Below are 24,054 nucleotides of genomic sequence, written 5' to 3'. Positions count from 1 at the left end.
AAATCAAAGATCATATCGTTTCCTTAAATTTTCAACCGTGCCTACTTCTATAGCTTCCTGTTTTTCTATTTTCTTCAATTTTTCAATGTACTCAGGCTTTAACTCTGGCTCTAAAATCTCTTTTTCATACTCTTCAGCCATTTTAATAATAGCAGCACTTTTGTCTTTTAAGCCGTATTTGGCTTTGATAATATTCAAAATTCGATTAGTGCGCTCATCAATGTTTATTATCGCTTGAACCATGTATATCCAATATTAATAGAAGATTAATACCATATTAATATATATCGTTCTGCTCTGCCAGGATTTGATTTCCACTGGCTTTTTGAGTCCTGACCTCTATAACACCCAGAAAAACCGCTTAAGGAAACGGTAATTTTTGAGATCTACGGCAAAAAACAGGTAGTGAAATTAAAAAAGAAATATATCATAATGTAGACTGTATTGAATGAAGGCGTAAACATGGGAAACAGATACCATATAATAGATCTCGAGACCTGGAAAAGAAAAGAGTATTGTCAAATATACAGGACTGCGGTACAGCCTCAATATTGTGTGAGTTTTGAGCTTGATGTGACGAATTTTAAAAAGCACGTTAAAGAAAATAACTTATCATTTACAATGGCGTTTATATTTGCTGTTACGAAATGCGCAAATGAAATTGAGGAGTTTCGGTATCGTTTTCTTGATGGTGAAGTTGTATTGTATGAATCGATTGATGCCTCATTTACATATCTGGATAAAGAAACGGAGTTATTTAAGGTAGTAAATGTTTCCATGCAGGACACAATTGAGGAGTTTGTACAACTGGCAACCTTAACGGCAGAAAATCAAAAAGAGCATTTTACAGGCCCTGTAGAAAACGATGTATATCAGTTCTCTGCCCTTCCATGGATAATGTTTACGCATATTTCGCACACGGATTTCGGAAACAGGGAAAAAGCGCAACCCATATTTGATTGGGGAAAATATCACGAAAAAGAAGGCAGAATGATGATGCCGTTTGCAGTACAGGTCCATCATGCATTTGTTGATGGTATTCATATTGGCAAACTTGCGGATAGGCTGCAGAGATATCTGGATGAAGTGTAGATTACAAGCATGGCGGTAAGCATAATGAGAAATTAGAACGCTTTAAGAGAAAAATTCGGAAGCGGTAACATTTATTTTCAGACAATTTTTATTCCCAGAGTCCGCACAGCAAGTTCTATTGCTTGCCCGGCATTGACTATAGTCCCTCTGAGTTCGTTGCGTGTATCGGATACTGTGATCCCGTCAATGATACAATCCGATAAGTCGATGTCTTTGAGTAAGGTTTTAAAGAAATCCGCTCCAGTGAAATTAACCGCTTTCAGCGTGGGCTTCTTTAACCGAATTTCGGATAAGAAGGCTTCCGTGAAATTGCAGTCGCGAATGGTGCAGTTCTCCAGTACGGAACTTGAAAAATCCGCATATCGAAAAGAACCATCTATTAACGAGGTTTCTTTTATGTGGCTCTTGCTGAAGTTGCTGCCATCGCCCTTGCACGTTAATATTTTTGAGCCTTTCCAGTAGCTTTCCGTAAAAGTGCAATTCGCAAAATTGCAGTTATCAAACACCGAATTGTAAAAGCTGGCTTTTGAAAAATCGCATTTGATGAACTGGCATTGTATAAACTGTACAGATTCAAATTCTATCCTTGTGATATCGACATCCGAAAGCATCTCGCCTTCAAAGCGCATACGTTCTATAAAATTGTCATCAGATTGTGAGGTTAGAATTCTGGTTTCCAGCATGCTTGCGTCTCCAGATATTGAGGTTTCAAAGGATGATGCTATACAGGACTTACAAACTAGCCAGGACTTACTCACTGGCAGGCAAGCCTATAGTAAGAGAGGACCTCAGGTTATAGCTGAGGATAAGTTCAGATTTGAAGTATTTGCACTTCTCATTGAAGAATGGCTTGGACGAAACTTAAGAAGAAACTTAAGAATCAGGACAGCAGTGAAGTGTCTGATATAAATGGAGGCAGAGTAAAAGTGGAGGAGAGATTTTAGCAGTGAAGGAGAGATTTTAGCGATAATACTGAACCTGACTTTTATCTCCGTCTCCATCTTTCTGGTCCACCAGATGCTACTGCCGGAAAGCAAAAGATAAGTTTACTGCCTTTCATAGTCAGAAAGTCCCGGAACTGCGGATCTTAATAAAGCATCCCTTTTTCATACCCTATCCTCTGGATTTTTTTACCTGAGGTTCTTGAATACATCCTGGCTCCGGGTATCAGGCTTAATAATCTACTAACTTGCCTGTAGCGTTCAAGAAGGCGCTGTTCCTGACTGATATCATCAAGCTTCTTAAAAATATACGTGTTTTCGGGGATAAAGGGGATCTGAGTTCTAAGAGTGCCAAGCAAAGACTCAAGCTGCCTGTCAAGTTCTTTTCTATCTTTTTCAAGATCCTCGAAACTCCATGTTTTGACCCTCTGATTTACAGCACATGTAATTTTTTCCGTAGGCTTGCCTTTTGCCTTAAAGCATGCTGTTCTTGCTTTATACCTTATTCCGGAAAGAACCTCTTTTAGCTTATGTTCCGTAACCACTTTTCCTGTTATTGAACACTCTTTTCTCAGGTTTTTCTGCTCAAGAATAGCGCCTTCTTCCACAATATCCAGAAGCTCTGAAGCTCTCTCAAAAGTCTCAATGCAGGTCTCAAGAAGCTCCTTCCGGGCAGGCAAATCTCCGGCAGTCAGATTTCCTGCTGCTAAAAGGAGCTCTGAAAATTCTTCCATAATTTTGAGGAGCCTCTGGTCTTCTTCCAGACACCTGGTCTCATGGGTTATCTCTGAAACATATCGATCGCTTTCAGGTCCTGAAGACCTTTTCCCGAAAAGGATCTGTAAGAGAGCATTGTAAAAGGGATAGTATAATTCGGGAATAACAGTGTGGGTAGAGGCTTCAGCCGAATCTTTAAAATATTTGACTGCCTCTTTAAGCCCGAAAAGGTAAGCAGCTTCGTTTTCAGCATGGAGAGCCCTCCAGAGGGAAGCTTTTCCAAGGGACCGAAGTGCGTACATACGGACGTAGATATAGGGGTTATCAATAAGAACCTGCAAATCTTTCCATGCCTCTGTTTTATCAGGCACATAAAAAAAGGCAGGTCCAAGAGTTTTTGTTGCTGTCCTCTGAACAAAGTTATCGCCATGAGCTGAAAGCCTGATAAGGTCGCTCCAGACTTTTCTTTTATCCGGAACCTTTGAATAGCCTGACGAAAGAGCAAGTACAGCCCCTTTTCTTACCTCCCTGTCTTCAGCGGATGTAAGCCTCAAAAGATCGTCCCATGCTTTTTGCTTATCATCTGAGTATGCAAATGCGGCAGTAAAAAGCTCTGCAGCTTTCTTCCTGAGATGGGCGTCCTGGCTCTCAATAAGCTTTACAAGGTTAGAAAAAACGGCAGACTTTTCCTCAACAACCGGAAAGGCACGCGAAAGCATGCTTGCAGCACCCTTTCTAACACCTGTGTCTGTATCACCAGACATTTTTAGAAGTTCGTTCCATATGTCCTGTTCTTTGCCTGATTTTGCCGAATAAATAGTAAGAAGAGAATCGATTGCACCTCTTCTTATCTGCGGGTCCGGATCCGAACTGAGTCTAAGGAGCTCTTCTATAATTTTCTCTTTTTCCGGAAGACCTGGGTATGATCTTGCAAGAGTTTCTTCCGAATCTTTTCTCAGATATTCGTCCCTGTCATTTGCAGGCCCCAGGAAACTAAAGGCGGATATTCCCAGTCCTTTTTCTTTAACCTTCTCACGTTCGATCCTGTCCTCGCTTCTCATTTCTCTTTCCCCTGTCATTCCTTTTTTCTCCTTTTTCCGTCTCTCTTTCTCCTTCACCTTCTTCATACTGACGTATTCTTCAAAAGAGTTTAAGTTATCAAATAAACTGGAATTGTCATTTAAATAAATGTCTATTTATTCCCAATAAATAATAAAGCTGCAATTAATTTTGAAAGACCAGAAACAGGAGACAAATTTTTAATCATGATCTACATTTTTTAGTTTTGTATAGAAAGTCGGAATGATTAACTAGAGGGCGAGTTATGGGATATCGTATGGAGAATTCTCCATTAAATGGTTGGAATGTTGCTGGGAAATGAATTGCTGAACAGTATTCAAAAGTGAGATATTCAGGGTTGCAAATCTGCCTTGATTTAATTCCGGGGTATAGTGATCACAAATTAGAAGTGATATTCTTGAAAGAAGTTAAGAAAAGAAGCAGGAATATTTTACTGATTATACTGGCATTTTTTATTTGTTCAACTGCTATTCTAATTGTTATTCTGATTGCTCTAACTTATCCGAATTACCACGAGACTATGACGGAAGCAGAAAAGCAATTGCTTGCTAACAGTACTATTTTGAAAACAGAATATGGGGATATTGAGTACACCGTAGAGGGAGAAGGAATGCCTGTCTTACTGCTGCATGGCGCAGGAGGAGGTTATGATCAGGGACTCTGGGCCGGCAAAGTATTTTTCGGGGACGGGTATAAATTTATCTCTGTTTCACGATATGGCTATCTTCGGTCATCCATTCCGGATAATGCTTCAATTGAGTCGCAGGCTGCTGCTTATAAAACTCTTCTGGACAATTTAAACATAGATAAAATAATTGTTGTTGGAGTATCAGCCGGAGGTCCGTCAGCCACTCAGTTTGCAAACGACTATCCTGACAGATGCTCGGCATTGATATTGATTTCTGCCGTAAGCATGGGCCCGGCACCAGGCGACCAGGACCCTTTTTATGTTAGTATTATTCACATTATCCAGCAATCTGATTACGTATACTGGCTCTTCACAAGATTTTTTCAACCTGCAATTCTAAACCTGATGGGAATCCCACCACAGGTATACGAAACATTTAATCCGGAACAGAAAGAACTGGCACAGGAAATGCTTGATATAATGCACCCAATGTCTCAAAGGTATAAAGGCACAGTAAACGATGAAAAAATGATTGAATTTTATACCGTACCCACAGGCAATCTCAGTGCACCGACATTAATTATCCATGCCAAAGATGATGCGCTGGTAAGTTACAAACATGCGGAAAATGCTCACAGTAAAATAAACCAATCGCAGCTTGTATTATATGATACCGGAGGTCATGGAATGTTATCTCAAATGAACGGGACAAGGGTGCTTGTGAAAGAATTTCTAAACGAATCCGCTTATTAACTGCATTGACCTGGACATTCAACTAACCCTTTCTTCAACTAACCCTTTCTTCAACTAACCTTTTCCAAAACTGCTTGGGATTGGCAGTCTGAGATATGGGAAGATCTCCTTTAGTTGCACTATGGGATTATTTTAGAAGCGAGAAGAAAATGATAACGGGCTTCTATTACTGGCCTCTATTTCACTTATTTTTACTTTTCCTAAAGTTATATCTCCAGAATACTTGGGTTTCAGATTTAATGTAAAGCCTGTTTATAAAGCATTAATATTACAGTACGGGGGTGAACTGAAAAATAACAACATAAATAACAACATTGGCGCTGCATAAAGATGGACAAAGATTTCACAATAAATGTTAACCAGAGATAATATATGGTTTAAATTGTATTCATAGTAAAGAAACAGTAAAAGCATTTGCCTTTACAGGGGAAAAGGTTTTGAGGCTTTATCAGGCCTGCGGGGAAGAAATAATTTACATGTTTGAATTCTGCTAAATGATTTTTTTCTGATGGGCTTGATGAGGTCTAATGTTAACAAAATAGTTGCATGAAACATATAGTTGAGGGTATCTTATGAAAGGCGACAACTGTAAGAATCCAATGGATAAAAATGATTTAGGTGAGCCGCTCCCAAGCAGAAACCAGACAGTGGGGGACACTACTGAATTAACTACAGTAGCAGGAGCTCCGGTGGAAAGCAATCAGGACAGCATGACAGGCGGTAGACGCGGACCTCTTATGCTCCAGGATATCTGGTTTCTGGAAAAATTAGCACATTTTGACAGGGAAGTAATTCCGGAGCGCAGGATGCATGCAAAAGGTTCGGGAGCGTTTGGGACGTTTACCGTAACGCATGATATAACCAGTTACACCAGAGCAGCCATATTTTCTGAAATAGGAAAACAAACCAAAATGTTTGCACGCTTTTCTACTGTAGCTGGCGAGCGTGGAGCAGCTGATGCAGAGCGTGATATCCGCGGTTTTGCTTTAAAGTTTTACACCGAAGAAGGCAACTGGGACATGGTAGGGAACAACACGCCTGTATTCTTTTTCAGGGACCCTTTGAAGTTTCCTGACCTGAACCACGCTGTTAAACGTGACCCGCGTACCAATATGCGCAGCGCAAATACTAACTGGGACTTCTGGACATCTTTACCCGAAGCCCTGCTGCAGGTAACTATCATTATGGGTGACCGTGGACTACCTTCTTCTTACAGGCACATGCATGGGTTTAGCAGTCATGCTTACAGTTTGATAAACAAAAACAATGAACGCGTATGGGTAAGGTTCCATTTCAGGTCACAGCAGGGTATAAAAAACCTCACAGACCAGGAAGCTGCAATAGTTGTCGGAATGGACCGTGAAAGCCATCAAAGAGACCTTTACGAAGCCATTGAAAAAGGCAAGTTCCCAAAATGGAAAATGTATATACAGGTTATGACAGAGGAACAGGCAAATTCTATGAAGAATAACCCCTTTGACCTGACCAAAATGTGGCATAAAAAGGATTTTCCACTGATCCCGGTTGGTGAATTTGAGTTAAACAAAAATCCTGAAAACTATTTTGCAGACGTGGAACAGGCTGCCTTTTCACCGGCTAACGTGGTCCCAGGAATCAGTTTCTCCCCTGACCGCATGTTGCAGGGGCGTCTGTTCTCTTACGGGGATGCACAGAGGTACAGATTGGGTGTAAACCACCACCAGATACCTGTGAATTCTCCTCAGGGCGTTAAAAACTATCAAAGCTTCCATAGGGACGGGCAGATGAGGGTTGATGGCAATAGAGGAAGCCAGCTGCATTATGAACCCAATAGTTATGGAAACTGGAAAGACCAGCCTCAATATGCACTCCCGGTTGAAAAAACAGGATCAACCGATATCCTGAGATATGATTTCAGAGAAGATGACAGTGATTATTACACCCAGCCAGGAGAGTTATTCAGAGCCATGACTCCTGATCAGCAGCAGGTTTTGTTTGAAAATACCGCCAGAAATATGGGTGATTCTACCCTTCAAATCAAGCACAGGCATATCTACAATTGCTATCAGGCGGATCCTAAATATGGTGAAGGTGTTGCAAAAGCATTGGAAATTGATATCTCAACCGTTGATTTAAATTTGCCAGCACGTACTTCAAGAGAAGCTAATTATGAAGCAAACAATAAACACCCTGAATTAAATCAACCTACAATGAAAAAGGATTCGTGCAGGGAGATTGATACTAACGGCGATCCTTACATTGAACCCGAAAACGATCCCTGGCTTTTGTAACTATTGAATAATTAAATGTAAAATTAGCGGTACTATCAGGTCTAAAGAGGGATAGACAAATTTACAGGTTCGAATATAGCTGAAATAATTCTTAGCCCTCATAGACCTGATAATTCCTTTTTTTAATGCTTTTTGACGTATGGTAACCATTAACTTTTTTTAGTCCTGATGGGAGCATAGCTGTCATCAATTTCAACTTAATTTTAACATTATTTTTTATATCAAAATGTAACTTGTCGATTCAGTGTGTTTTGTGTAAGAAAATACTGTATTAATTAGAAGGATCTGCCAAATTAGGGCTGGGAACTTGCATTTTTATTCAGCATACTAAAAAACTCATTAACATCCTCCCTGGTTACTTTAAGTTTTGATCTGTGATTGTAATTTTCACTCTTTTCCTGCCGGACAGGGCAGGCTATCAAGATAGGGAAACCTGAGTGACTACTAGAAGGATTGAAAATCACCTGCAGGCTCAGTATAGTTGAGCTCAAAATTTTATTCTTTTGTAAAAAATTTTCTTTATTATCTCAGCCGTAAGGATGTACAGTCCTACTATGGCTATAATAATTAAGATCACTGAAATCGGGAGAGGTTTGAAGCCAAAAAGGGCTGCAAGAGAAGTAAATGGGAAGCAAAGAGTCAGGCCTCCTACAAGCAGGGTAGATGCTAGCAGGTATTTTCCGGGCGTGCTCCTGAAGAAGGGTTTTCTACTCCTGATTACCAGTACTATCATGGATGCCGAAATAACGGATTCCACAAACCAGCCAGTTCTGAATCGCTCTGTCATACCAGGCAGGAGGAGAAACAGAACACCGAAGGTCAGGTAGTCGAATACCGAACTGGTAATGCCAAATACCAGCATAAACTTGCGGATAAAACCTATATCCCACCTGCGAGGCTTTTCGACCATCTCCCTATCTACTGCGTCTGTGGCTATGGTCATTTCCGGAAAATCTGTCAATAAGTTGATTAACAGGATCTGTGTAGGCAGCAGGGGAAGGAAAGGCAAGAAAAGAGATGCTCCTGCCATGCTGAACATGTTCCCGAAATTGGCACTGGTAGCCATAAAGATGTACTTCAGGGTATTGGCAAAGGTTTTCCGTCCCTCATTTACCCCCTCAACAAGTGCATCAAGGCTTTTTTCCATCAGCACAATATCTGCAGCATCTTTGGCGACATCTGCAGCACTGTCAACCGAGATTCCTGCATCTGCTGCATGAAGAGCAGAAGCGTCATTAATGCCGTCTCCCATATATCCGACGACGTTTCCATTTTTCTTGAGTGCAAGGATAATATGCTCTTTCTGTCTCGGCTCTACCTCGGCAAAGACATCAGTATCGTTTACCTGCTTCATCAGGGCTTCGCTGCTCATCTTATCAAGTTCGCTTCCGGTTATAATCCTTGAGTTCTTAAGCCCTATTTCCCGGCTGATATTGGCAGCCACAAACCTGTTGTCTCCTGTAATTACCTTCAGAGAAATTCCAAGTTGCTCCATGCTTTCTATCGTTTTTATAATGTCTGGCTTTGGTGGGTCAAATAAGAAGAGGAAACCGAGAAAGGTCATCCCTGTTTCCTGTTCCTTTTTAATAATTTTCTGCTGACCCATTTCTCTGTATGCAACTCCCAGAGTTCGAAATCCCTTTTCGCTGAACTCCTCAAACTGCTGTTCGATTCGTTCCTTTAACCCGGAAATTTCTACGGATTTCCCAGGTTCAATCTCTGCCAGGGAGCAAATTTCAAGAATACTCGAGAGCGCACCCTTGGTTATCATCAGGTTATTCCCGGTTTTTGAGACAAGAATACTTAACCGTTTACGTATGAAATCATAAGGGATTTCGTCCAGTTTTCCATACAAAGTCAGATCAAATTTATTCTGTTCCAGGATTGCCCTGTCGATAGGGTTCTCAAAGCCTTTCTGGTAGTAGGCATTGAGAATGGCATAAAGCAGGAGCTTTTCATTCTGTTCTCCTTCGAGGTCCTGATAGGAATGGAGTTGCAGCTCCCCTTCGGTCAGAGTGCCGGTCTTGTCAGAGCAGAGAATATTCATGCTTCCGAGGTTTTCAATAGAAGCCAGCCTCTTGACAATCACCTTTTTTTGCGCCATATCTCTTGCGCCGTGAGAAAGGTTAACACTTATAATTGCAGGCAGAAGCTGAGGGGTCAGCCCCACTGCAAGAGCCAGTGAGAAAAGTAAAGAGTCAAGGATTGAGCGGTGGAAATAGATATTGATCGCAAATATTGTTATTACCATCAGCATCGTAACTTCCATTAGAAAGTATCCGAAGTGTGAAATCCCCTTTTCAAATTCCGTCTCCGGGGGGCGGAGTTTTAATCTGTCTGATATTTTTCCAAACTCAGTCCCCTTTCCTGTGGAAACTGCCAGCACTTTTCCAGTGCCGCTGATCACACTGGTTCCCATCCAGAGCGAATTTGTGCGCTTTGCAAGCGGAGTTTCTGCTTTCAATACGCCGGCTGTTTTTTCTATGGGATATGTCTCTCCCGTTAGAGTCGATTCGTTAACAAAAAGGTCATTTGAGTCCAGAATAAGGCAATCTGCAGGAATCATGTCTCCTGCATTGAGGATTATTATGTCTCCTGGCACGATCTCTTCCACAGAGATTTCTGTCTCTTCACCGTCCCTGAGCACTGCAGCTTTTATTTGTACTGTTGCGAGCAGTTTTTCAAAGGCATCAGCAGCTCCCTTTTCCTGCCAGAATCCAAGCAAACTGCTAATCAGAATAATAGCCGCGATGATTATGGTGTCTGTCGGTTCGTGAAGGAAAAAAGCCAGTCCGGCTGCAAAAAGGAGAATAAGGGTAATCGGACTTTTAAATTGCGAAAACAGAAGTGTAAGAGTATCGGACCGTTTTTTTGGTTTGAGAATGTTAGCCCCGTATTTTTTAAAGCGTTCACTGCTTTCGGAGCTCTTCAGACCTTCAGCCGTTGTTTGGAGTTCCTGTAACATATCAGATGCGGGAGAACTCCAGAATGTAAGCTTCTTCTCTTCATTGGCCAATCGGCTTTCTCCTTATTTACCTGCTTATCTGTCTTTTATATTCTCAGATCTCCGAACCATCAGGGGTGTATCAAGTTCCTTTCATTTGTTCTATATGGTTTGGAAGATTTCGAGACTTTCTTGATATCTTCCGGGATCACAAGAAATTACCATTAATTCCACTGACGATTGATTGCAATCAATTAAAATTTCGAAAATAATAAAAAGCCTCTTCTTTTTCCATTATCTGTTCTTTTTCCATTATCTGTTCTTTTTCCATTATCACTCTTCATTTCTCCTCGAAGATCGAAAAGACAATCGCTTTTTTGCATTCAGAGCAAACAGATTTTGTTGGTTTCTTTATATTTAGATAATGGAGATATAAATAAATCAAATAGAATAAATTATCCTTACAATTAGTAATTCGGTCGTCTCTATTATTCGGTTGATGCTATTTCCAAGTGTTTTTACTTGATTAGTTTATTCTCTTTTTTATTGATCTACCCGATAAACTCCTGTAAATCCATTCGATAGAAAAGCAGAAAAGAATTATAATTACCAGTAATTCCAGAGTTAGTTTTGAATTTACGAGCTCATAGTATGCCAGCACCCCAAAGAAAATAAGGCTGCTCAGAAGCGAAATCCATATCAGATAGGATTTTGCTCCGGTTTCCTTTAAAAGGCGGAGGTGGGAGATGTTAACTGCTATATAGTTTATTAGCAAGGAAGCGCTTGCGAGCATGCCGATTCCTTCAAGCTGGAGAAGATTTGCGCAGAGGACAACCAGACCTGATGTAATGAAAAGCCCTTCCTGGCTTCTGTTCCAGACTTTCCTCTCAAAAAATTCGGGTAATTCTCCATCTTTTGCAAGCATATAACTTACATTTGCACCTCCGTAAAGCGAGGCATTGATTGCAGAAGATGTCGAAAATAGGGCAGCAAAAGCCATTATTTTGAAGCCGAGATTACCAAGGAAAGGCTTTGCAGCAGCTGCAAGAGCATAGTCCTTTGCACTTTCGATCTCAGGAACAGAAAGGTTACCCAGCACAGCAAGGCTAACGGATACGTAAATCAAAATTACGAGCGCAACACTCAGATAAAGGGCTCTCGGAATGGTTTTTTCCGGGTTCTTTATATCTTCTGCAGCGTTGGTTATCAATCCAAATCCCTGGTATGCAAGAAATACCATTCCTGCACCGAAAAAGACGTTTTTAGAACCTGGCCAGGCAGAAATGGTGAGGTTTCCCGGATTCATGTATAGAATGCCAGCAGCGGCGAAAAGAATCAGGAAGCCAACTTTTATTGAAACAATAAAAATTTCCGACTTTCCAACAGCTTTTGATCCTATGAAATTAATGGCAGTAAAGAAAAGTACTATTGCTGTGGCAAAGATATTGGCCCATATTGGGGCCGGGCCTGGGGGCAGGAAGGTTACTGCATAGTACGAAAAACTTTTTGCATACAGAGAAAGCCCGAAAACATAGCCCACCCAGAGCAGAAGGTTGAGCCCTCCCGTTAAAACTCCGTCCCCAAACCCTTTCAGAAGAAACTCTACAGGTCCTCCAGCAGAATGATATATAACTGCAAGTTTTGCATAAGAATAAGCGTTTAGAAGGGCAATAATTCCTGCAATGATAAAAGAGATGTATACCGCGTTTCCAGAAATCTGGACAGCTGTCCCGAAAATAGAAAAAATCCCGGCTCCAATCATAGCCCCAATGCCTATTGAAGTTGTAGCATAGAGCCCCATTGATTTGTTTTCAGGCATAAAAACCTCTGATTTACAGCTATCTTAAAACTCGACCATTTCTACCTGGGTACTGGGCAATTTTGGCTTTAAATTCGTATAGGTTACATTTGTATAGGAAATTATTCAGAAATTAAGGTATAAATTAATCTTATTGTAGAATATTTTATCCTGATTGTAGAGTCAAATGTAGTTTTGGGACTGCCTGTATAAGTCTTAATTCAATTCATTCTTATCCTTATTCAAGTTACCACTTGAAAAATCTAGTCGCCCAAATCATATTTTTTTCTTATTATTATATCTCCGAACCGCTCGAGAGGGTCCGCAGGTCGATGAAGCTTCTGATAAAAGAGGGTGGTTCTTTTTTTCACAATGGAAAATGCCGTACTATAGGTGTTGTCATCTTGCTCAAAGGATTGCTTTACAGTAATATGCCGGAGCCGAAGGATAATGGTTCCCGATCCTGCAGGGAGGAATGTAATAGGACTTATGCCCTAAGTAACACTGGATACCTGCGTAGAAATTGTGGTTTAATCCAGTATTCTGCGCAGCTGGAAAGATAAGGAAAATATCCGAATCGAATAGTAGAAATTTTTACGGAAATTTGTGCGACTTCATACTCTCTGCAGGTAAAAAGCTACTGGGAATCCTATTAGCGTTGGAATCCAGAACGAAAATACCCTGTAGCCGAGTACAACAACAACCGCAGTTGAACCTGGTACCCCAAGCCCTGTATACAGGGCTACCATAGTGCTTTCCACAATTCCAACTCCTCCGGGTATAAGAAAAGTCATTTTTCCGAAGAGCAGGGGGAGACCATACCCCACAAGCAGAACTGAGGGCCCTACGGGATGGCCTGCAGCTATAAAGAAGAAGTAAAGAGTCAGCATATCAAAACCTGTGGAAAGTGCGGATCCCAGAGTCAGCCGTTTCCAGCCCCCATTGTCAAGCGTGTCAAGTGCCGAAAACATACGGCTTACCGAGACTTCTGTTGGACCGGAAATATAGGGTTTGTGCAGGAACCGGGCAAAAGAAGCCGTTATCCTTACAGCTGCGGAGGTGAAACTTTCCCGGTGGCTTTTTCCCCAGCTTACCGCTGCAAAGCCCAGTCCCAGTAGGGTAAGGATCAGTAAGAAGGCGAAGAACTGTAGCGAAGAAAGTTCGTGGACCAGTAACAGGTGGATTATTCCGGCCACTGCAAGTACCATTAAAATTGCATTGTTAAAAATAGTGGGAAGGGTGCCTGCAAGCCCGGAGCCTTCGGCGTTGACACCCTGTTTCCGTACCCACCAGTATGTAGCTGCTGCATTCCCGAAAGTGCCTCCTGCCACCATTCCCATGCTTGTCGCAGCAAGGTTTATCAGCGCGCCCTTAAATATTGAGAGTTGCTGGTCTACTATTGCTACAACCGAATACAGGAGATAACCTATTCCTGCATAGCTCATTACCTGGGCAAGGGCAGCCAGCAGTACGGCCCACAACGCCATTGTTTTTATGACTTGCAGGGACAATTCAACTGAGGCAAGCAGGGGGAGGATGAGGTGGACAGCCAGTCCCAGAAATATAAGGGTTAGAAGGGAACGGCCTGCCTTCAGGATAAAAGGAGGAGAAATCAGGCCACTGTGACTGTTGTTTTCCGCTTTCATATTCTACTTCCTTTATTGTTTGCTTCTTCTCATCTTCCATCCCTGATTCTTTCTATTCCTTGCTTTCCTATCCCTTGCGCTTCTAACCCTTTTTATTTATTACTCAGGGGGCGCGGGGAGTCATGAATGCCTCTTCCTTAACAGGCTGTCCGAAAATTACTTGTAGTAATAAATAATGCTCATCTGGAGCTAGACTGGAACTTTATAGCTTTATGAAATTTGTATTCGATTCCTTATTCCTTTTTTCGACAGGAAAATCTCCATTTATTTCATTTTCCTCTTTCACTTAGTTCTTTTTATAGGTGAGTCCATATATTTCTTAAATTGACTGTAGTAAACACCAAATTAAATTCATTCCTTAAGGATTTTAATCCTCTTGTGAAAAATTCCCCAATAACTCTCCCAAAACATCTGTTATAACTACATTATTTTTTGACGCGGAAGCTTTTAATATAGACCCATCTATGCTTCTGCTCAAGACCTATTACTCCAATATCTTTAGCAGCCTTAACCGTATTTTTAAATACTTCCGTGATCAACTTTTCACTATATATCATAAAGTCACTGGCTAATCTAAATTACCATGCAGGATACGATTGAGAAGTTCGTACAGCTGGCAACCGTAACGGTAGAAAATCAAAAAGGACATTTTGCCGGACCTGTAGAAAACGATGTATATCAATTCTCTTCCCTTCCGTGGATAATATTTACGCATATTTCGCACATGGATTTCGGAAACAGAGAAAAAGCGCAGCTCATATTTGATTGGGGAAAATATCAGAATAGAGAAGGAAAAGTTGTACACTATTATTATACCTTTTAAGTTATATATTCAGAGTACATAGTTTTACAGTACAAACCTGTGCACGCAGGAAATTTTATATTCTAGTCTAAAAAATCTCAAAAATTGTTGAATATGCATACTCCAGAACCATTTTCAACTTGCTGTAAAGACTCATTTGTTTTACAGAAAATTCACTGTATTTCCATCTCTTTTGAGTGCATTTTTTCAGTCATTTTCCATACTTCACTCCCATATTTGTCAAATTACAAACGTTTTTATAGCGTTAGACTGTGTTATATAATTGAATACGTTCATTGGTTTAATAGTCCACCAAAAAATATTACATGTGAAAAGCCTCACTACTTTAGTGTTAGACGGTTCGCAACTTAATTATCGGAGTATATTGGTGAAAGAATATGGGATTATTTAGTTTATAATTTCTGTATTTCAGGAAAAACGCTACACAAGAGTACGTAAATAATAGCCAAATACATATATGGAACAGCGAAAAAGGCAGTTTTAGTGGAAAAAAACTCATGGATTTCACAGTAAAGGTAAACCACATTAAGGCGTTGATATACTATGGAATGTGAATACTGCGGTAAGAAAGAAGCTTATGGTTTTACCTGCCATTATTGTGGTAAGAGATTCTGTTCTGAACATAAAATACCTGAAATGCATAACTGCCCGCACATTAGTCTTGTTAGTAAACCAGCAAATCCTGGAAAGAGAATTAAGAAAAGTCCAATAGAAAGAGTAAATGATGCAATTTTTTGGATGGATAAAGACAAAAGAGTCAAGAAGTACTAAGGTTATCTGGCCAAAAAAATGGAAAAGCTGACTGATGACGATTACTGATCATAAATATTATAGGTATGTCGATGTAAAACAATCAGGTCAAGCCTTTAAGATTTTGCCTGAGGACATATGTCCATTATAATACCGCCCTCTAGATGACCGGATTTTTTAAAAATATTAACTCGAAGAGGACAGATTATACAGGAGATAATTATAAGGAAGTGAAACCTGCTGTTATTGTTGAATTTCCAGAGCAAGTTAGAATAAGCATGAGGTCTTTAATAGACTTCCAATATCTATCTTATTATTTGACATGAAATACATTGATACCTGTTTTTCACTTATTCTCTTTTTTCTTTTTTTCCTGAAATAAAGCTCCTAAAGCCAACCCCATTGCAGGTCCGAGAGCAACTCCCAGCGCTATATTATCCATCAAAATACCAACTATCAAACCTAATGACATGCCAATTGCAAGTCCAGAGCCTATTGCATCTTCTTTTTCGTTCTCTTTATCTTTCCCGTTCATTCTTACCCTTTCCCATATTCCTCCGTATTTCTATAAAAAGAGTTTGAAACAGATAAAATGGACTTGGAATAGAGCCGGTTATCGGGCAGGAGAATTTTTGCAGCCGGTAAGAAAGATATTTCAGGAACTATCGAACCGTTAAAGGACAAAATATCAAAATATTTATCAATTTAACTTTAAGGCGGGAAGTCCCCTTCCTCGGAGGGCGTAGCCCGACAGGTGGGGGATGAAAGCCGTCAACTTCTACAAAACAACAGTAGCATAATTATTTATACTTATAGTTACATCAATATAGTGATAACTATGCAGTATAAACTAGATCGTGGAAGCCATTCTGTATATTCACTCCATTATCATTTCGTTCAGTGTGTGAAATATAGAAGAAAAGCTCTAACGAACCCTTTAGTTGTCGATTTTCTTAAAACTAAAATTCATAACATAAGTGAAACATACGATGTTGAAGTACTGAATATCGAGTGTGACAAAGATCACTTCCACTTATTATTTTCAGCAAAACCTTCGCTTGATATTCCAAAATACATCAACACAATCAAAACTATAACTTCAAGGGAGATTCGTAAAAACTTCCCTGAAGTAAAGACTATGTTATGGGAAGATACGTTTTGGTCAAGATCGTATTTTATCGCATCGACAGGGCAAGTAACCCTAGACGTACTTAAAAAATATGTGGAGAATCAAGGCAAATATGCATCTGACGAAGAAGATCAAGATAAATCCGACTGAAGAACAGGTAGATGTTCTTTGGCAACTATCTGAACAGTGTAGATGCCTCTATAATTTCGCTTTAGCTGAAAGAAAAGATGCGTGGAAAACTGAACAGAGAAGTGTAAAGTATGTAGAACAACAGAATCAGCTTCCAGTACTAAAAGTAAAATTCCCTGAATACAATATAGTGTATTCCAAAGTATTGCAATCGGTTCTTAAAAAGCTCGATGCTAATTATAAATCGTTCTTTTCGCTCTGGAAAAACGGGGATAAATCTGCAAGACCCCCCAAGTTTCGAAGTGGAAAATACTTTATGACTTTGGTTTATAATCAGAGTGGATTCAAAATCAATAATGGAAAGCTCAGTTTCTCTCATAAGGCAAACGAAATTCCATTGTCTTTCGAAATTGGAAATGCTTTTGATTTGCTGACAATCAAGCAGATTGAAATCTATAATGATAATCCATACAAAGGTAGGGGTAATTTCTATGTATCAATTACATATGAAGAAAATCCAATAAAAGAGTATGTTGATAACGATTTGTATCAAGCGATAGACTTAGGTATTACAAAAATAGTTACAGCAGTAAATACTCAAGGTAAATTCTTTGAAGTAAAAACACCCAGAGCAGATCAATATTGGAATACAAAGATAGATTCAATTAAATCCAGAAGAGATCATTGTAAAAAAGGAAGCAAGAGATGGAATAGACTACACAAAACATACAGAAAAATGGAAGCAAAGAAGTCTAATCAGATTAAAGATTTCCAGCATAAACTTTCTAAAACAATGATCGAGAACACCAGAGCCAATACAATAATCGTGGGAGATCTTAACGTAAAAAGTATGGCTCAGTCAAAGAAAGTAACTGGAAAAAGAAAACGTTCTCAGAACAGATCAACACAAAATCAAGGATATCTTTCCAGATTCATCGAATTCTTGACCTACAAAGCGGAGCTTGCAGGTAAAAAAGTAATAAGAATTGATGAAAGCTATACATCCAAAGAGTGTTGTATCTGTGGAACACGACATAACATGCCACTTTGGGAAAGAACTATGAAATGTGATTGTGGAAACGTAATTGATCGTGATAGAAATAGTGCTATCAATATAATGAAGCGTTTCTTATCACAAAATGCTTTGTGGACAAGCTATCAGAAGTTTTCTGATAATCTTCGACAAACAGGATTACAGATGGATACCTGCATCACTGCAAATATCCAAATGACATAATCACTCGAAGGAAGCTCCGTCCTCGCCATCAGGCAGGGCGGGGCAGTTCACTCGGATACTTCCATCTTATGAACAATCATAGCGAAACAGAAAGTTCAGGTCATAATTCAGTTCAAGGCGGCTCAGATAACATTCCAGGGTGGACTGAAGAGCTTGAACTGGCTTTTTCTGCCTACAAAGGTCCCTATCTTGCCGGAAGAGTTTCATCAAGGCATAAAACGGTCTGTGAGATCCTTGTACCGGGGGCTGTTGTACAGGCAGGAATTTCCGGTGCGCTCCAGAAAATTGGAAAGCAGCCGGTTGTAGGGGATTTTGTCGTTTTGCTTGACCAGCCCGAGACCGGTTCACGCATGATTGTGAATATCCTGCCCAGAAAAACCTGTCTTTCAAGAGGAGCAGTTGGAGACGGGGGCGGGGAGCAGGTAATTGCTGCAAACCTTGATACTATTTTTATCGTTACTTCTGTTGGTAAGGATCTCAACCTTCGAAGGCTTGAGAGGTATCTCGCCATTGTATATTCTTCCGGGGCAAGACCTGTGATTTTACTTAACAAAACCGACCTTGAAGGTAATCCAGCCCGCCTGGTAGAAAAAATCCAGTCTATTGCAGGTAACGTGCCGGTTGTTCCATTAAGCGCCCTCTCAAAAACAGGGCTTGAAGCACTAATCCCTTTCCTCAATCCGGGCGAAACAGTTGCACTTATAGGTTCTTCAGGCGTAGGAAAATCCACTCTAATTAACTCTCTGCTTGGTGAAACCGTCCAGAGAACCGGGGGTATCAGGGAAGACGATGAAAAAGGCAGGCACACAACTACAGTCCGCCAGCTTTTCCTGCTTCCGAATGGAGCTGTTCTTATAGACAACCCGGGAATTAGGGAAATCCAGCTAGGGGACTCTGCCGAAGGGCTTGAAAAGACTTTTTCCGAAATCGTTGATGCAGCTCGCAATTGCAAGTTTAAAGACTGCACTCACCGGGACGAGCCCGGATGCGCCGTCCTTCAAGCAGTAGAAGAAGGGCTTATTCCTGAGGAACGGCTTGCAAGCTATCACAGGCTAACTGATGAACTTGCGTTCCAGTCAAGAAAGTCAGAAATCGGGCTGAAGAGGCTTGAAAAGGAAAGGTTCAAAAAAATAGCGGTGGATATTAAAAAGTATAAGAAATCCACGGGGAAACTGTAAGATAGGACATATTTTAAAGAAGGCAAGCATCATCAGGATTTTATCAATCGTTTTCGACCTGGAAGGAAACGGGAGGAGTAGTTTACATTGAGCCCTCCCTGACTTACAATTACCCTGACTTACAATTACTCTGACCTATAATTACCCTGAGCTACAATTATTATATGAAAAAACCTATGCTATTTCTATGTCAAGGAAGCTACAGGATTCTGCTTTTCGCTTATTGAAGAAAGCAGCCGATGATATAGATCATGATAGATATAAAATGGCCTTTGAAAACCTTGATAAGGTTGAAAAGATCGAAAAAGAAGTGAATAACCCTGAGATCTCATATCATCTTCTGTTTTTTAAGGGCTTTGCAAAATACAGAACTGATGAACTCGAAGAATCGATTGTACTTTTCGGAAAGGCGCTGGAAATTAGCTTGGAGCTTTTTTCAAAAGAACCGGAAAAAGAAGATTACCGGTCTTTTATGCGAGACACAATTGGAAGCATTGGAGATATCCTTCTGAAGCTTGAAGATCCCGTTAAAGCAAGAGAATATATCTATCCGATGAAAGGGATTTTTGAAAAAGCGGTTCTGGGTTTTGAGAAGCTTTTGGAGTCAGATCCCGAAAATCCGGAATACCTGGAAGATTTCCTGAAGACGATCGAACACATAGGGCTCTGTTTTGAAGCCGGAGAATTGATCGAAGAGGCAATTCCACTTTTTGATAAAAAATTTGATCTTATTGAGAAATTACTCATAAGTGAAACTGAAATGTCCGACTATCTCAGCAGCCTTGATGATTCTCTTATGAACTTTGGAAGGATCTGTGAGGAAGAGGAATATTTGGAAGAGGGGTACATAGAAGAAGCAAAGCGCATTTATGGTCGGGCAATAAAGATTTACGGAAAAGTCCTCGATAGAGATCCTGAAAATTCCGAAACCAAAGTTTACCTGAGTTACGTATACCGTTATCTCGCAGATATGTATTCGGACCAGGAAAATCTCGTAAAGGCAGAGGAGTGCTATAAGGAGGCATTGAGCCTGCTTGAAAGCGAAATTGAAGAAGAGCCCGAAAACATTCCGGATTCTGAGAATATTGGAGTTTCCGAAAACATTCCAGTCCCTAAAAGTATTCCTTTTTCCATGGCCCTTGCAGATATGTACAAAGATACCGGCTTAATATTCTCAGATACGGAAGACACCAAAAAAGCCAGGGACTACTATACGAAGGCAAGGAAAACTTTCCGGGGATTGATAGATAAATACCCGGACCTGCTTGGAACTGATAAAAATCTTTCCAGCTCTTTAGACGAACTGGCAGAGCTGTTTTCCGAGATCGGAGATTCTGAAAGTGCAGAAATGTGCTATAAGGACGAGCTGCACATCTATGAAAACCTGCTGCAAAAAGAACCTGAAAACCCTGAAAACCCTGAATATTCTCTCAAGCTTTCCGATATTTATCGGGACCTTGGCGATCTCTTTTCGGAAGAGGAAGATATTGAAAAAGCGAGGGGTTATTACGATAAAGAAATCGAAATCTACGAAAATCTCCACCCAGCAGAAGCCGATAAACTCATGCTAGAAGCTAATAAAGCCGATACCTTGAACCGGATCGGAAGGTTATATGCGGAAGAAGAGCCTGAATCTGCAGTACAATACCACGAAAGGGCTCTCCCCATATTTCAGGAAGCCTTCGAATCTGATCCCACGAACGAATTTTTCCATGAAGAACTCCTCGAAACCCTGACAGACCTGGGTACGCTGTTCAAAGAGAACCGGGAGTTCGAAAAAGCAATCCGAATGTATGAAGGGGTTCTGGAAGTACAGAAAAAGCTCCTTGAGATAATGCCTTCTGCAAGCTGCCATGATCATGGCCACGACCATAATCTGAACCATATCCATGATCCAAACCATAACCATAAAACGGACGACGACCATGAAATGGACCATGATCATGCTCTGGAACACTGTCATGATCTGGATATAGAAACTACATATTTCGAACTTGGAGTGCTGCATTCCGAAATTGGGGACGAAGAAAAAGCCAGTAACTACCACAGGCAGGCGCTTGAAAGATTTGAACAGGTAATTGCTGAACAGTCCGAAAACCCGGAACTTCTGATCCTCACATCAGGTAAAGCATTCTTTTTAGGAATGGCCCTCCTTGAAAAACTGGAATCCGAAAATAAAGACTCAAGCATTGCCAGGAAATACTATGAGCTTGCACTCAGAACCATTGAAAAATTATATGAAGCCTACCCAACGAACCTGAAGCTTCAGGAGATGCTTGCCGGTTTTGCCGAACAAATCGGGGACATATACAGGGATGCCGATAAACTGGAGGAGACAATCCAGGAATACGAATATGCATACAGAAGCCTCAAAGTCCTGTATGAAAACGACCCTGAGAACCCAAAGCACTTTCATCATATGCTTGGAGCCCTGAATAACATCGGGATCGGATATGCGGTTACGGATCAGCAGGAAAAAGCGAAAGAGTGCTTTGAAAAAGCCCTTGCTCTTAACGAAAGCCTGTCAAAATCCTATCCTGAAGACCTTGATCTCCTGAAAAGAAATTTCTTACTTTTCAGCAACTACGCAAATCTTCTTGAAGAACTGGGAGATTCCGATACCGCAAAAGAATATCTTGAAAAAGCTGAAAAGATTGACGCAAAACTGGCTGAAGAAGACCCTGAATGGGATTCCTCGCTCGAAGAGCTCTGATCTCGAAACCATAGAAATCTGCGGGCACTTACTGCCCCATCATATTTTTTATCAGCTTCAAAAAGAGCCCGGCTGTGCTGTGCTGTCCCGCAGGCGATTGAGGACGGAATTATTACGGAGTAGCGGCTTGCCAGTTATCACAGGTTAACTGATTAACTTGCATTTCGGTCAAGAAAATCAGAGATAGGGCTTAACCGATTTAAAAAGAAAAGATTCAAGCAGAGAAAGGGTAGTTGAATCGACAACTGACCTTCCCTCCCTTCCTTAACAGCGTAACACCTAAAAACAAAAAAAGCTTTCTTAACTGCTAGAACGGGTAAAAAGTAATAATTCGATTTCTTTTGACGGGAGTTATTCGAATGGCAAGCAAAGTCTATTTCGCAGACCTTAGGGCAAAAAACCCCTACGAGAGTAAGATAAGCAAGATCCAGAAACTTTTTGACGAGGCAGGATTTGTCGAACTGCTTGGAGCAGAAGACCTGACTGCAATCAAGATCCACTTCGGGGAATACGGGAACGACGGTTACATCAACCCTGTCTTTGTCAGGCAGGTAGTTGATAAAATCAGGGCAGCAGGAGCAAAACCGTTTATTACGGACACAAACACCCTGTATTCCGGGAGCCGGCATAATGCTGTTGACCATCTGACAACAGCCATAGAGCATGGCTTTGATTACTCTGTCGTCCGGGCTCCGCTTATTATCTCGGATGGGCTGAAGAGCCAGAACATATCGGAGGTTGAAATCGACAAGGAGCATTTCAAGTCCGTAAAAATAGGGTCTGATATAGCTGCTGCGGACTCGATGATTGTAATGTCCCATTTCAAAGGGCATATTGTTGCAGGCTTCGGAGGAGCCATCAAGAACCTTGCTATGGGCTGTGCGCCGGCTGCCGGAAAGAGGGACCAGCATTTTCCGACGAGCCCGCAGGTCAATGAAGAATTGTGTGTAGGCTGCGGCAAGTGTGTTGAGGTCTGCCCTGCAGGAGCAGCCGCCCTTGAAGGTGAACTCTCAAGGATTGAAGTTGAAGCCTGCGTAAGTTGCGGGCAGTGCATGGAAGTATGTCCTGCAGGTGCCATTGACATCGATTGGGAAAACGATATCCCGAAATTCCTTGAGTACATGACGGAATATGCATACGGGGCAGTAAAAGGCAAGGAAGGCAGAACAGGCTACATCAATTTCCTGCTCAAAATCACGCCTGACTGCGACTGCGTGCCCTGGAGCGATGCACCTATTGTCCCTGATATAGGCATCCTTGCATCAGCGAATCCTGTTGCTCTTGACCAGGCAAGCTATGATCTTGTTAACAAACAGAAAGGGCTTGCAGGTTCTGCCCTGCAGTGCAACCATGAAGCAGGGGCTGACAAGTTCAAAGGTACCTGGCCCAGGGTTGACGGCACCCGCCAGCTTGAGTATGCTGAAAAAATAGGAATGGGGAGCAGAGAATACGAGCTTATTGAGATTTAAGCGAGGCTTCTGACAGTTTTAAGCCTGAAAATATAAGCCTGAAAATATATTTTTCTTTTACTTTTACGCAGAAATCCTGTTTGCTGGATTTCTTTTCTTTTTTCTTATTTTTGGGACAGGCTGCTCTCCTTTGTAAAGCGTTGTAAGAAAGGTTAGGTACAGCGAATGATGCTGTACTGGTTAAGATTTACTGTAAAAATAAAGCATCCCTGTAAAAATATTCCAGCGATTCAACAAGTTTTAAAGAATTTCCAGCTTCAGCAGGTCACATGGAACATTGCAATAGTTTTTCCTTTGCTTTTGTTCCACAGCTTAATCGCTTCAGGGGTTGGAAGGAGTTTTGCCCTGACATCTTTTTCTTTGAAGAATTTTTTAGCTTTTTTTGAAAGCTTTACAAAACCGATCTGGCCTGTTCCTATGACTACCTTTCTGGCTCCTTTTTCATAGATATATTCAGCCTCATCAAGAGAAATTTTATGGGATGTCCCGTAGATCCCTTTTGAAAGTTTTTTCCTGCGTTTTTCGACCTCCCCATCAAGACGGATAAGAATATCGTGTTTATAGGGCTTGCCTTTGACCGTAACCGAACCGAAACTTGTCGAGTTTATCTTCGGTTTCATTTTCTCTCCTCTCATAATTTTCCTTTTTTGTCATCTGATCCCCACGGCTCGAACTTCAATTTTTGAATTACGCAGTGCAATTATGAATATCGTGCTGTCTGCTTATAATTCAGTAAGAAACAAATGCTTCATTCAAA

At 40.9% G+C, this 24,054-nt stretch carries 19 protein-coding genes and 1 pseudogene; 11 read left to right on the top strand and 9 right to left on the bottom strand.

The genetic code is table 11. The annotated features are described in order from the left end of the window. Positions 1-3 precede the first annotated feature (3 nt). Entirely contained in the window at positions 4-243 is a 240-nt protein-coding gene (locus RSJ42_RS09655) for a DUF2683 family protein (protein WP_410507088.1), read from the bottom strand. A gap of 219 nt (positions 244-462) precedes the next feature. On the opposite strand from RSJ42_RS09655, the gene RSJ42_RS09650 reads away from it, so the two are divergent. Next, complete coding sequence (locus RSJ42_RS09650; RefSeq protein WP_410507087.1) at positions 463-1,092, top strand: CatA-like O-acetyltransferase; 630 nt, start codon at positions 463-465, stop codon at positions 1,090-1,092. A 77-nt stretch (positions 1,093-1,169) separates the two neighbouring features. On the opposite strand, the gene RSJ42_RS09645 is transcribed toward RSJ42_RS09650, so the two are convergent. Then, positions 1,170-1,775, bottom strand: a complete 606-nt coding sequence (locus RSJ42_RS09645; protein ID WP_410507086.1) for a pentapeptide repeat-containing protein — start codon at positions 1,773-1,775, stop codon at positions 1,170-1,172. On the opposite strand from RSJ42_RS09645, the gene RSJ42_RS09640 reads away from it, so the two are divergent. After that, entirely contained in the window at positions 1,774-2,001 is a 228-nt protein-coding gene (locus RSJ42_RS09640) for a hypothetical protein (protein WP_410507085.1), read from the top strand. The two genes, RSJ42_RS09645 and RSJ42_RS09640, sit on opposite strands and share 2 nt — an antisense overlap. A gap of 178 nt (positions 2,002-2,179) precedes the next feature. Here the strand turns inward: RSJ42_RS09640 and RSJ42_RS09635 are convergent, their stop codons facing one another. Next, a complete protein-coding gene (locus RSJ42_RS09635; protein WP_410507084.1) occupies positions 2,180-3,829 on the bottom strand; it encodes a HEAT repeat domain-containing protein in 1,650 nt (549 codons plus the stop codon). Between the two features lie 398 nt (positions 3,830-4,227). On the opposite strand from RSJ42_RS09635, the gene RSJ42_RS09630 reads away from it, so the two are divergent. Together RSJ42_RS09630 and RSJ42_RS09625 are read left to right on the top strand one after the other, a co-directional pair. After that, the gene (locus tag RSJ42_RS09630) at positions 4,228-5,211 is read left to right on the top strand and encodes an alpha/beta fold hydrolase (RefSeq protein ID WP_410507083.1); all 984 of its coding nucleotides are present in this window, start codon (positions 4,228-4,230) and stop codon (positions 5,209-5,211) included. A 599-nt stretch (positions 5,212-5,810) separates the two neighbouring features. Beyond that, positions 5,811-7,481: a catalase gene (locus RSJ42_RS09625; RefSeq protein ID WP_410510350.1), complete on the top strand. Its 1,671-nt coding sequence runs from the start codon at positions 5,811-5,813 to the stop codon at positions 7,479-7,481. A gap of 487 nt (positions 7,482-7,968) precedes the next feature. Here RSJ42_RS09625 and mgtA read toward each other — a convergent pair whose 3' ends face one another. From mgtA to RSJ42_RS09605, 4 genes and pseudogenes are all read right to left on the bottom strand, one after another. Further along, on the bottom strand, positions 7,969-10,497 hold the full coding sequence (gene mgtA, locus RSJ42_RS09620) for a magnesium-translocating P-type ATPase (protein ID WP_410507082.1): 2,529 nt from the start codon (positions 10,495-10,497) through the stop codon (positions 7,969-7,971). Between the two features lie 454 nt (positions 10,498-10,951). Next, entirely contained in the window at positions 10,952-12,244 is a 1,293-nt protein-coding gene (locus RSJ42_RS09615; protein ID WP_410507081.1) for an APC family permease, read from the bottom strand. 593 nt (positions 12,245-12,837) lie between these two features. Then, on the bottom strand, positions 12,838-13,869 hold the full coding sequence (locus RSJ42_RS09610; protein WP_410507080.1) for a lysylphosphatidylglycerol synthase transmembrane domain-containing protein: 1,032 nt from the start codon (positions 13,867-13,869) through the stop codon (positions 12,838-12,840). A 403-nt stretch (positions 13,870-14,272) separates the two neighbouring features. Next, a pseudogene (locus RSJ42_RS09605) lies at positions 14,273-14,447 on the bottom strand (IS5/IS1182 family transposase); the annotation flags it as partial. Between the two features lie 5 nt (positions 14,448-14,452). Between RSJ42_RS09605 and RSJ42_RS09600 the strand changes: the two are divergent. Both RSJ42_RS09600 and RSJ42_RS09595 read left to right on the top strand, forming a co-directional pair. Next, positions 14,453-14,692, top strand: a complete 240-nt coding sequence (locus tag RSJ42_RS09600) for a hypothetical protein (RefSeq protein ID WP_410507079.1) — start codon at positions 14,453-14,455, stop codon at positions 14,690-14,692. A 543-nt stretch (positions 14,693-15,235) separates the two neighbouring features. Then, positions 15,236-15,463 (top strand): AN1-type zinc finger domain-containing protein, encoded by a 228-nt coding sequence (locus tag RSJ42_RS09595; protein WP_410507078.1) that lies wholly within the window; start codon positions 15,236-15,238, stop codon positions 15,461-15,463. Between the two features lie 325 nt (positions 15,464-15,788). On the opposite strand, the gene RSJ42_RS09590 is transcribed toward RSJ42_RS09595, so the two are convergent. Beyond that, positions 15,789-15,977 carry a hypothetical protein gene (locus RSJ42_RS09590; protein ID WP_410507077.1) on the bottom strand — a complete coding sequence of 63 codons (189 nt, stop codon included), beginning with the start codon at positions 15,975-15,977 and terminating at the stop codon, positions 15,789-15,791. A 303-nt stretch (positions 15,978-16,280) separates the two neighbouring features. Here RSJ42_RS09590 and tnpA point away from each other — a divergent pair, with 303 nt between their 5' ends. The 5 genes from tnpA to RSJ42_RS09565 all read left to right on the top strand — a co-directional run bounded on the left by tnpA (position 16,281) and on the right by RSJ42_RS09565 (position 23,297). Next, positions 16,281-16,721 carry an IS200/IS605 family transposase gene (gene tnpA, locus RSJ42_RS09585; RefSeq protein ID WP_048106147.1) on the top strand — a complete coding sequence of 147 codons (441 nt, stop codon included), beginning with the start codon at positions 16,281-16,283 and terminating at the stop codon, positions 16,719-16,721. Further along, positions 16,684-17,937 (top strand): RNA-guided endonuclease InsQ/TnpB family protein, encoded by a 1,254-nt coding sequence (locus RSJ42_RS09580; protein ID WP_410507076.1) that lies wholly within the window; start codon positions 16,684-16,686, stop codon positions 17,935-17,937. The genes tnpA and RSJ42_RS09580 overlap by 38 nt, the downstream gene beginning before the upstream one ends. A 68-nt stretch (positions 17,938-18,005) precedes the next feature. After that, positions 18,006-19,115, top strand: a complete 1,110-nt coding sequence (gene rsgA / locus RSJ42_RS09575) for a ribosome small subunit-dependent GTPase A (RefSeq protein WP_410507075.1) — start codon at positions 18,006-18,008, stop codon at positions 19,113-19,115. A gap of 265 nt (positions 19,116-19,380) precedes the next feature. After that, positions 19,381-21,828: a tetratricopeptide repeat protein gene (locus tag RSJ42_RS09570; RefSeq protein ID WP_410507074.1), complete on the top strand. Its 2,448-nt coding sequence runs from the start codon at positions 19,381-19,383 to the stop codon at positions 21,826-21,828. Positions 21,829-22,187: 359 nt separating this feature from the next. Beyond that, positions 22,188-23,297 (top strand): DUF362 domain-containing protein, encoded by a 1,110-nt coding sequence (locus RSJ42_RS09565; RefSeq protein ID WP_410507073.1) that lies wholly within the window; start codon positions 22,188-22,190, stop codon positions 23,295-23,297. A 257-nt stretch (positions 23,298-23,554) separates the two neighbouring features. Here RSJ42_RS09565 and RSJ42_RS09560 read toward each other — a convergent pair whose 3' ends face one another. Next, complete coding sequence (locus tag RSJ42_RS09560; RefSeq protein WP_410507072.1) at positions 23,555-23,917, bottom strand: MTH938/NDUFAF3 family protein; 363 nt, start codon at positions 23,915-23,917, stop codon at positions 23,555-23,557. Between the last annotated feature and the right edge of the window lie 137 nt (positions 23,918-24,054).

It is taken from the genome of Methanosarcina hadiensis (assembly GCF_046529725.1).
GTDB lineage: Archaea > Halobacteriota > Methanosarcinia > Methanosarcinales > Methanosarcinaceae > Methanosarcina > Methanosarcina hadiensis.
The sequence above is the reverse complement of the archived record's forward strand: the minus strand, read 5'-3'. Positions and strand labels throughout refer to the sequence as shown.